General features: G+C 74.5%; 3 protein-coding genes. 1 reads left to right on the top strand and 2 read right to left on the bottom strand.

The window, feature by feature from the left end:
• Positions 1–339: 339 nt before the first annotated feature.
• Positions 340–498 carry a hypothetical protein gene (locus tag V6U90_RS32440; protein ID WP_334444839.1) on the top strand — a complete coding sequence of 53 codons (159 nt, stop codon included), beginning with the start codon at positions 340–342 and terminating at the stop codon, positions 496–498.
• A gap of 69 nt (positions 499–567) precedes the next feature.
• On the opposite strand, the gene V6U90_RS32435 is transcribed toward V6U90_RS32440, so the two are convergent.
• Positions 568–1,428, bottom strand: a complete 861-nt coding sequence (locus tag V6U90_RS32435) for an alpha/beta hydrolase family protein (RefSeq protein WP_334444841.1) — start codon at positions 1,426–1,428, stop codon at positions 568–570.
• 261 nt (positions 1,429–1,689) lie between these two features.
• Positions 1,690–4,299 carry an MXAN_6230/SCO0854 family RING domain-containing protein gene (locus tag V6U90_RS32430; RefSeq protein ID WP_334444837.1) on the bottom strand — a complete coding sequence of 870 codons (2,610 nt, stop codon included), beginning with the start codon at positions 4,297–4,299 and terminating at the stop codon, positions 1,690–1,692.
• Positions 4,300–4,677: the final 378 nt, after the last annotated feature.

Here is a 4,677-nt window from a genome sequence, read left to right as displayed (position 1 = left end):
CGCAGCGGTCCCGCCGTGGACGGTGTCGACTGGCGGGCCAAGGCCCTCTTCGTCGGCCCGTAATCCCAGTCCCACCGGCTTCGGGCCCGCCCCACACCGGGGCGGGCCCGTCGCCGTTCCCGCATGACGGCGTCGGATCCTGCGGATCCGGCACCCGGTCCCCCGCTCCCACGCGTTCCGCCGGTCTCCCCTGCCGGGCACGGCGCTGCGGGCCACCCGACGGTCAGCCGGCATATCCGCCGGCCACCCGACGGTCAGCCGGCATATCCGGCCCCGGACGGGGAAGACAGGCGCCCGCCGGTACCGGCAGCCGGCGGAGTCGACGACAGGAGGATGACCATGCGGACGCTGCTCATCGTGGTGGGCGTCATCGCTGCCGCGCTCATCCTGCTCGGTCTGCTGCTCGAGGCGGCCCGCTGGCTGGTACTCATCGGCGCGATCGCCCTGATCGGCGTGTTCGTGCTGGGCGTGATGAAGACCCGCCGGGTGCTGCGCTAACCGCGACGCCAGGGCGGCCGGTGGGGGTCCGCAGCCAGGGCACGATCTCCGCCGGCGCGACCCGACGGGTCATGGCCGGACGGGCAGGCCGGTGGTGAAGGCGGCCACCTGGGCGGCCAGCGGCTCCGCCGCGCGTACCCAGGTGAAGTGGTCCACCGGGGCGCCGGCCTGCGCGGCGGTGTACCGCTGACGGGTGACGGCCGCCGAGGTGAGCTTGCCGCAGAGATGGTCGACGGTGCGGTGCGGCGTGTAAGGGTCGTCGTCGATGCTGACCGCGAGCACCGGGAGCCGCAGCGCCGACACGGCGGCCTCGGCGTCCACCCCGTCGACGGGCGGGAAGAGCCCGGTCCGGGCGGTGTACGCCCAGTCCCGGATCACGCCCCGGGCCTGCCGACCGCCGAACCCCCAGCCGGGCCAGACCCCGAGCAGCCCCGCCACGGCGTTGATGCTCTGGGTGTACGGCAGCACGGTGTACCGGCGCAGGCCGGTGTAACTGCGCCAGCAGGGCAGGCCGACGGCCACCAGGGCGAGCCCGTCCACCGCGTCCGTCCCGTGCAGGGCGAGGTGCAGCAGAGTGGCGTGACCGCCGAGGGAGTGCCCGAGCAGCAGCCGGGGTCGGCCGTCCAGCCGGGGCTTCAGCGCCGCCAGTACCGCCCCCACGTCGCTGGCGAGTTCGGCGTAGCCGTACCGGCAGGCGCGGGTCGGTAGCGGGGTGCTCTCGCCGGTGCCGCGCAGGTCCGCCACCGCGACGGCGAGGCCAGCGGCGTGCAGGGCGGCGGCGAACGGGCGGTAGTAGCGGGCACGTACCCCCATGGCGGGGCAGATCACCACCATCGGCGCGCCCTCGGCGCCGGCCGGTTCAGGGTAGATCTGTACCCCGAGCCGGGCGCCGTCGACGTCCACGAACTCCTGCCGGTATTCCAGTGCCATGGTCACCGGTCCAGGCTACGACCAGACCCTACCCGCCGGTAACCCGGATCCCCGAACACGTCCCGAACGGTTCCGAACATCGTCGCGACCCCGCATCACGGTCGGCGGATCCTACGGTGAGCGGGCATGACGGTCACCCACCGCCCGTCCCGGCTGGTCAGAGTGCTGTTCGACGTTGTTCGGGGATCGTCGGGGACCGCCGTCCAGGCCGGCAACCGCCGCACGCCGTCGGTCAGGCCAGTCGCCGCCGCACGCCGTCGGTCAGGCCGTCCGCCGGGACACCGGGGCGAGCGCGCCGACCAGGTCGGCCGCCCCGACCAGGTCCACCCGATCGGCGTCCAGTCCGGCCCGGTACAGGGCGTACACCTGGGCACCCGGTGCCACCGGCACATCGCCACGGATCACGGCCGCGAAGCCGGGGCGGGGCAACCCGTCGACCGGCACCGGGTCAGCCGGACCGAGCGCGGCCACCCGCGCGGCGAACGCCGCCTCCGGTTCGTCGTCACCCCGCCGGTACCCGCTGACCGCCCCGTCGCCGTGCCGGACCAGGATGGTGCCGGCGCGCATCACGGCGTGCCAGCAGGCCACCTCCCAGAGCCCGACCCGGCGGCCGGCGGCGAAGTACCCGTCCACGGCGGCGGTGAGGCGCCCGAGGGTACGCGAGTAGCGGGCAACCGAGTGCTCGCCGCCGGTACCGCCGAGCGCGGCGTCGACCCAGCGCAGCACGCCGGCCCTCAGGTCCACCACCAGCGGGGTGGCCACCCGGACCCGGCCGGTCAGATCGAACCGCTGCTCTACCGCCTTCGGCTCGAACGGCGCACCGGAGCGCCCCGGATCGGCCATGAACCCGGCGAACGCGTCGTCCATGGCGTCGAACGGCACGTCGTTGTAACTGAAGACCACCATGGTCAGGTAGCGGATGCCCCGACGACGCAGCGCCGACACGTCCAAATCGACGAACTCGCTGGCGCCCAGCGGAGCCGGAGCCGACGTGAGGTCGCCGGAGTGCACGGCGGCGTTGTCCGCGAACCGCAGCCGGGTGTAGTCGCACCAGCCGACGAACGCCCCCGCCTCGTCGCTCATGGCCACCGACAGGTCCAGGTCGACCCGGGTACCCGCCGGTTCGGTCCAGTGCAGGAAGAGCCGGACCGTCCGCCCGGCCGGCAGCGGCTGGCTGCTGCCCCGGGGCAGCCGGACCAGGGCCGCCGACGCGGTCCGTTCGGTGAACGGCGCGACCAGGTCGGCCAGTGCCGCGTCCAGCAGGGCCACCTCGGCCCCGGGCAGTTCCCCGGCCCGCCGGCGCAGTTCACCGGCGAGCAGGTCGTCCAGCGCGCCACCGAGGGCCGCCGGCAGCCGGGGCCGGTGATCGGGTTCGGCCCACAGCCGGGCGCTGCCGCCCCGGGGGAAGTACAACCGGGTGCCGGCCGGCCAGGTCGCCGCGCGTACCGCACCGAGCGCCGCCAGCAGCACCCCCGGGGACACCGACCGGGCCGCCTCCGCCGTCGTGGCGAGCAGGTGCCGGGGATCGCCGGTACGGGCGGCGAGCGCGACCGTCCGCCGGAGCAGTTCCCCGGGGCGTCGGGCGAGCAGGTCCACGGCGGTGTCGACCGCGCCGGTGTGCAGGGCCGCCTCGACCCGACCGCCCCAGGACGCCGGACACAGCCGGCCCTGCCGGACGGACAGCACCGCCGGATGCGCGTCGGCGACTCCGGCGAGCAGCCGACCCAGCGGGGTCGACGGGTCGACGGCGGTACGACGCAGCGCGGCGAAGGCCGCCGCCGCCCGGGGGTGCCGGGCGGCCTGCTCGAAGGGATGCAGATTCTCGGCCATCGCCAGCCAGGCCGGGCGGTGCCGGTGCAGGTCCTCCACCAGCGCCGGCAGCGGCAGGGCGTCCAGCCGGGCGAGGAGGGTCCGGCGCAGCCGGCGGGGCAGGGAGCGCCGCCGGGCCGGGGGGTCGACCAGGCCGGGGGCGGCGCCGTGCACCACGTACAGCAGTCGCAGCACGTCTGTCGCCGTGTCGACGTATCGGACGAGCAGGTCCGGCAGCCGGGCGGCGAGCGCCGGATCGGCGGCCAGCCCACCCAGCACGAGTGCCCGGGTCTCCCGTACCGGCACGTCCGGCGGTAGCCAGTGCAACTCGGTGCCTGCCCGGTCGAGCAGTACCAGCAGATCCGCCCGGTCCTGCGGGGCCAACGGGGTACGGCGGGCGAGCAACAGACCGAGTTCCCGGTGCACGGCACGGTCGACGTCGTCGGCGAGTTCGAGTACGGCAGCCCGCCGGGGCATCGGCCGCCTGGTGATGTTCCGTGCCGGGGCGGTCACGGTGAGGAACGGCCCATTGGTGTCGACCCGGCGGTGGCACAGCGGGCATCCGGAGTACTTCTCCGTCCCCCAGCAGGCAGCGCAGATCAGGTGGGCACAGGGTGACACCGGCGAGACCGTGCCGACCAGACCGCAGAGTACACAGGGCTGCTGCGGCTCCTGGCAGAGCAGGGTGAAGACCCGCCGGACGTACAGCTCGTAGGTGTCGGCCGGTACGCGACGCGGGAAGTCACGGAAGAGCGGTACGTGCGGGACATCGGCGCCGACGGTGGCCGCCAGGACGGCGAGCAGACCGTGCCCGGTCACGGCGAGTTGGTCGGCCGGCTGCCCCGCCAACCGGGCCCGGAGGCGGGGGCCGAGCAGGTAACCCAGCGCAAGGGCGTCGGCCTCCAGCGCGGCCAGCCCGTCTCCGGGCAGGGCCGGCCGACGTCCGGCGCGCTTGATCCCCCGTCGACCGGTGCTGAGCAGCCCGGTCGCGACCAGCCCGGTCCGGCGTACCAGGACGACCGCGACCGGGTCGACGGAAGCCTGCGCTCGGCGTAACGCCATGAAGCCCGGCACCGGGCACCTCCAAGGGGCTGGACAGCCGGCGAGGGCGGAGATCGGGCGCACTAGATTTCGACCAAGAAAGGTGAGAAGGAAGCACGCCCAGGAGCCGCCCTCGCCGTAGCACCGCACGCTAGTACACCGTCCACTGGCGACGCAGCCGGGTTTCACCCCACCGCGCCACCGCCCCGGTCCGTCGCAGCCAACCGGTCAGGGCCGGTCGCGGACGTGCCGTTGGCCGGGTCCCCGTGTCGGGGACCCGGCCAACGCTCTGCCACCTGTCAGGTTCAGCTGTTGTTCCAGTGCTCGGCGACCAGGTCAGCAGCCAGCTTCTCCCACTGCGCATAATGATCCGGGAACGCCGACACCTGCACCTTCTGC

The organism is Micromonospora sp. CPCC 206060, assembly GCF_036906895.1.
Classification (GTDB): domain Bacteria; phylum Actinomycetota; class Actinomycetes; order Mycobacteriales; family Micromonosporaceae; genus Micromonospora.
The sequence above is the reverse complement of the archived record's forward strand: the minus strand, read 5'-3'. Positions and strand labels throughout refer to the sequence as shown.

Bases quoted from the DNA above. Each gene is read 5' to 3' on its own strand.
- V6U90_RS32435 (WP_334444841.1), bottom strand. From the start codon at position 1,428: ATGGCACTGGAATACCGGCAGGAGTTCGTGGACGTCGACGGCGCCCGG.
- V6U90_RS32440 (WP_334444839.1), top strand. From the start codon at position 340: ATGCGGACGCTGCTCATCGTGGTGGGCGTCATCGCTGCCGCGCTCATC.
- V6U90_RS32430 (WP_334444837.1), bottom strand. From the start codon at position 4,299: ATGGCGTTACGCCGAGCGCAGGCTTCCGTCGACCCGGTCGCGGTCGTC.